Below are 4,676 nucleotides of genomic sequence, written 5' to 3' on the forward strand. Positions count from 1 at the left end.
GGCGCGGCCGGTCATCGGGGCAGCGCCTTGAGCGTCCGGACGGGCAGGGTGAGGGTGAACGCCCAGACCGTCATCGTGCACGCCCCGCCGAACAGGGCGACACCGAGGGGAATGTGCAGCAGCAGGTCGCGCGAGTACCCGGCGATCTGCTGGACGACGATCAGCGCGAGGAGTACGGCGCCGAGGACCGTGGGCCAGACCCGGTTCGCCCGCACCCTCCAGGCGACGGTGGCGGCGACCGTCTCGGCCAGGAGCATCATCGTAAGAACGCGCGCGTTGATGTCGTGGGCGGTGAGCAGGCCCACGTCGCCGTTGACGAACAGTCCGGCCAGCGCGGCCTGGACGAGGGTGTTGACGGTGAACAGCACGGAGACGACCCGGAAGGCGATCACCGGCCGGACCGGGACGCCGTGCGTCCCGGGGACCGGAGCCGCCCGAGTCGGAGGTGGGGGGCACGGCCTGGGCCGCTGCTTCTGACGAGGATCGCTGCATCACGGATTCCGGTGCGGTGCGGGCGGATGGGTGGGGGGAGGGACGCACGGTGAGGGCACGCGGGCGGGGAATGCCGCGCGGCGTGCAGGGCGTGTGACCGTGCCGCGGACAGGGCGAAGGCCGGCGACGAGGGGGTCGTCACCGGCCTTCGGTCAGCTGCCCGTGGTGGGGGTCACGCGCAGTCGAGTCCGCGGTTGAGGCAGTCGGCGATCCTGCCGGCCAGTCCGTTCGTGGTGACGCTGATGAAGTCGTCGTGGTCCGTGGCCGGCTTGTGCAGCTGCTCGGGGAAACCGTCCACCGCGTAGGCGTTCTTCACCTGCCCGTTCCGGATCACCGGCGGGGGAACGGCGTAGACGAGCCGCATGGTCAGCTGCGGGATCGCCTTGAACCCGTTCGGGCAGACCCCGCTGGCCGGGTCCGCGAAGGCCACGTGCGTACGGTGGTTGGCGCTGTCGGTGTTCTGCCCGTCCCAGCAGCTCTGGAAGGCGAACGAGCGCACCACCTCGCTGCCCTGCGGACAGATCGGGTAGCGGTCGGTGAGCTGCACCTTGTTCTCGAAGCCGGTGCAGCTCCAGTGCGCGTTGGCGTTGGCCGTGCCGTTGGTGGTGGTCTTGGCGTCACCGGTGATGATGCGCAGGAACCGCGGCATCGCGACGACCTTGCCCGCCGGGCTGCCGACGTACTTGATCTCGGCCTGGACCGGGGTCAGGATCCGGCCGGCGTTGCCCTCCCTGCCGCCGCCGTCGGCGTTCTGGTCGAAGTCCCGGGTGCCGTCCTGCACGCGGACGACCGGCCAGTAGTACGACGACAGGTCACCGCGGTTCCGGCAGCTGGTGCCGCCCCGCAGGAGCGTCCGGTTGCTCGCGAAGGCGTCGACCTTCTGGTTGCCGACGTAGTCGTGCAGGTGGTGCGCGCCGTTGGTGACACCGGGCGCCACGATCACGTTGTCGGTGTTGTGGTTCTTGTTGGCGTTCACCCCGCAGCGGGTGGTGAACGTGCCGGTCGAGGCGTCGCCGGTCCGGCGGGGGGTGCCCTGGACGTTCGGCGCGACCTTGGTGATGTCCACGAAGTCCGCGGCGACGGGTCCGTTGCCGGCCTGCCCGCCGATGCCTCCCTGCTGCCCGCCGTTGTTCTGCTGCTGCCCCCCGCCGGCGTCGGTCTGGTTCGTGTTCCGCGTGGCGCAGGGGGCGAGCTGTTTCAGCGCGTTGTCGAAGGACCCGCCGGCCCGCTGGATGCCGATCCGGATCCGGTCGATCGTCGCCGCGCGCTTCTCGCCGAGGGGGCCGACGATCGCGTTCCGCACGAAGCCGGGGTCCTTCGCCTGCGCGTTGCGGGTGGCGGCGAGCCGGGCGTACGCCTCGGTGATCTGCCGGTCCAGATCGGCCAGTTCCCGTGCCACGCCCTGCCGGGCCGGCTCCGGCACGTTCGTCAGCCGCTGGCCGACGTCCGGGCAGGAGACGGTCACGACCCGGGCCGTGGCGGCCTTGGTCGCGTTGCCTCCCCAGGCCCGCTGGTCCGGTTCGTGCGCCGAGGCGTGGAAGTTCGCCCAGAGCAGCCCGCCCCCGCCGAGCGCTAGGGCCGCCGCTGCGGCGATGGCCTTGGCGGCCGGCGGCGTACGGCGTTTTCGTGTGTTGCGTCCCATGGAACTCCTCTGACGTCCTTGTGGGGCGGCACCGAGGCGCCCGACAGGAGTGAAGCGGCGCCCTTGGATACGGACGCCGCCCCGGAGGTGTTCACCGTTCCCGTGGATTCCCTCGCGTATCAGCGGAGTCGGCGGGTCACCGGCCTTGGTCCAGATAGGCGAGCACCGCCAGGACGCGCCGGTTGTCGTCGTCCGAGACCTCCAGGCCCAGCTTGGCGAAGATGTTGGAGGTGTGCTTGGCGATCGCCCGTTCCGTCACCACGAGCTGGGCCGCGATGCCCGCGTTGGAGCGGCCCTGGGCCATCAGCTCCAGCACCTCCCGCTCCCGCGGGGTCAGCCGGGCGAGCGGCCGGTCGCCGGCCGACCGCCGGGACAGCAACTGCTGGATCACCTGCGGGTCCATGGCCGTGCCGCCCGCCGCCACCCGCCGTACGGCGTCCACGAACTGCTCCGCGTCGAACACCCGGTCCTTGAGCAGATAGCCGATCGCCCCGTCGCCGTCGGCGAGCAGCTCGCGCGCGTACAGCTGCTCCACGTGCTGGGAGAGCACCAGCACCGGCAGCCCGGGCCGCGCCCGGCGGGCGGCGAGCGCGCACTGCAGGCCCTCGTCGGTGTGGGTGGGCGGCAGCCGTACGTCCACCACGGCCACGTCCGGCGTCGACTCCTCCAGTGCCCTGGCCAGTTCCGGACCGGACTCGACGGCCGCGGCGATCTCGAAGCCGTAGGCCGTCAGCATCCGCACCAGCCCGTCGCGCAGCAGGAAGAGGTCTTCGGCTAGGACAACACGCACGGGATCTCCATGGTCACCATGGTGGGACCGCCGGCGGGGCTGCTGACGGCCAGGACTCCGTCGAATGTACCGAGCCGGCGCTCCACCCCCGCGAGCCCCGAGCCGGCCCCCACCGCGGCGCCGCCCCGCCCGTTGTCGGTGACCGTGAGCCGCAGCCGGCCGTCGGTGTGGTGCACGTCGATCCAGAGCCGGTCGGCACCGGAGTGCTTGACGGCGTTGGTCAGCACCTCGTTGACCGCGAAGTAGGCGGCCGACTCCACCGGCGCCTCCGCCCGGCCGGACAGCTCCACGCTCACCTCGGCCGGCAGCGGCAGCCGCAGCGCCAACGCCCGTACCGCGTCGCCGAGTCCGCGCTCGGCGAGGACCGGCGGATGGATGCCGCGCACCAGGTCGCGCAGCTCCTCCAGGGCCTCGGCGGAGTTCCGGCGGGCCTGCGCGATCAGCTTCTTCGCCGCGGCCGGGTCCCGTTCGACCAGCATCTCGATGGTGCCGAGGTCCATGCCCATGGCGACCAGCCGGGCCTGCGCGCCGTCGTGCAGGTCCCGTTCGATCCGGCGCAGTTCGGCGGCCGAGGTGTCCACCGCGTCCCGCCGGGTCTCGGTCAGCACCCGCACCCGCTCGGTGAGCTCGCCCCGGCCGCCGCCGAGGACGGCCCGGGTGAGCCGGAAGTGCGCGGTGAGCAGTGACGGGGTGAAGCGGTGGGCGACCACCAGCAGCACGGCGGCGAGGGCGCCGGCGAGCAGCGCGGTCGCCTGCCCGGTGACCGGCACGAAGAGGTACCAGTAGGTGTCGCCCGGGCCCTGTACGTACGCCCGCCACAGCCCGGCCGCCACCAGCAGCCCCTGGACCGGGAGGAACAGCAGCACGGCCGGGAGCAGCGCGGTGGCCGTGCCCGCGGTCATGTCGGCCAGCAGCCACCGCAGGTCCCGCCAGGACTGCGGGTCCCGGAGCAGGGTGACCGTACGGGTCCACGGGCCCGCCCCCGGCGGCACCGGCCGGTACACCACCGGGATCACCACCCCGCCCCACTCGGCGGCCAGCTCCCGGCGGGCCCGCGCGTACCGGCGCACCGCGCCGAACACCGGCGGCACCAGGAACAGGCCGAGGCCGAGCGGGAGGAGTTCGAGGGAGATGACGGTGAAGGCGAAACACAGCACCGTCACCGGTGGCATCGCCAGGGCCAGGACCAGCCCCTGTACGGCGGCCAGCACCGCCTGCCGGGTGCGGGCGCGGAAGTCGTCCCGCTGGACGTCGGTGTTCATGGCGCCAGTCTGGCCGAGCCGCCGGGCCCGGTCACGGGGCCGGCCCCCACGTCAGGGGGTGGTGCCAGGTACACCCCGGGCCAGGCCCAGCACCCTCGCCTCCACCTCGGGATCCAGGCCCGGACGGGTGCGGTCCGGGCGCAGCGGTCCGGTGCCGCCGAGCCCGCTCAGCCAGCGCCAGGTGTCCGCGACCGTCTCCGCCACCGGGCGGCACACCAGCCCGGTCGCCACCGCCCGGGACACGTCCGCGCCGTGCACGGCGCCGTGCGTCTCGCCGCCCGGCGGCACCCACACCGGCAGCTCGGTCCACGGTTCGATCCCGGCGGCCAGGATCGTCTCCGGGTCGGTCCAGCGCAGCTCCGCGTCCGCGCCGGTCGCCCGCACACAGGCGTCGAGCAGCTCGCCCATGGTGGTGTGACCGGGCGGGCTGACCAGGTTGTACGGCCCGCCCAGGCCGCGCTCCAGGGCGCCGAGCAGCCAGCCGGCGAGG

The 4,676-nt window shown here is 73.3% G+C and carries 4 protein-coding genes and 1 pseudogene; all 5 read right to left on the minus strand.

From position 1 onward, the window contains the following. Positions 1–11: 11 nt before the first annotated feature. Complete coding sequence (locus tag H5J33_RS24250; RefSeq protein WP_181797003.1) at positions 12–392, minus strand: hypothetical protein; 381 nt, start codon at positions 390–392, stop codon at positions 12–14. A 272-nt stretch (positions 393–664) separates the two neighbouring features. After that, the gene (locus tag H5J33_RS24255) at positions 665–2,134 is read right to left on the minus strand and encodes a DUF1996 domain-containing protein (protein ID WP_181797004.1); all 1,470 of its coding nucleotides are present in this window, start codon (positions 2,132–2,134) and stop codon (positions 665–667) included. Positions 2,135–2,270: 136 nt separating this feature from the next. Beyond that, positions 2,271–2,924 (minus strand): response regulator transcription factor, encoded by a 654-nt coding sequence (locus tag H5J33_RS24260; protein ID WP_181797005.1) that lies wholly within the window; start codon positions 2,922–2,924, stop codon positions 2,271–2,273. Continuing rightward, complete coding sequence (locus H5J33_RS24265; RefSeq protein WP_181797006.1) at positions 2,909–4,186, minus strand: histidine kinase; 1,278 nt, start codon at positions 4,184–4,186, stop codon at positions 2,909–2,911. The genes H5J33_RS24260 and H5J33_RS24265 overlap by 16 nt, the downstream gene beginning before the upstream one ends. Before the next feature lie 51 nt (positions 4,187–4,237). After that, positions 4,238–4,676: pseudogene (locus tag H5J33_RS24270) on the minus strand (reductase); the annotation flags it as partial.

The sequence above is a fragment of the Streptomyces sp. WELS2 genome (assembly GCF_013870595.1).
Taxonomy (GTDB): Bacteria; Actinomycetota; Actinomycetes; order Streptomycetales; family Streptomycetaceae; genus Streptomyces.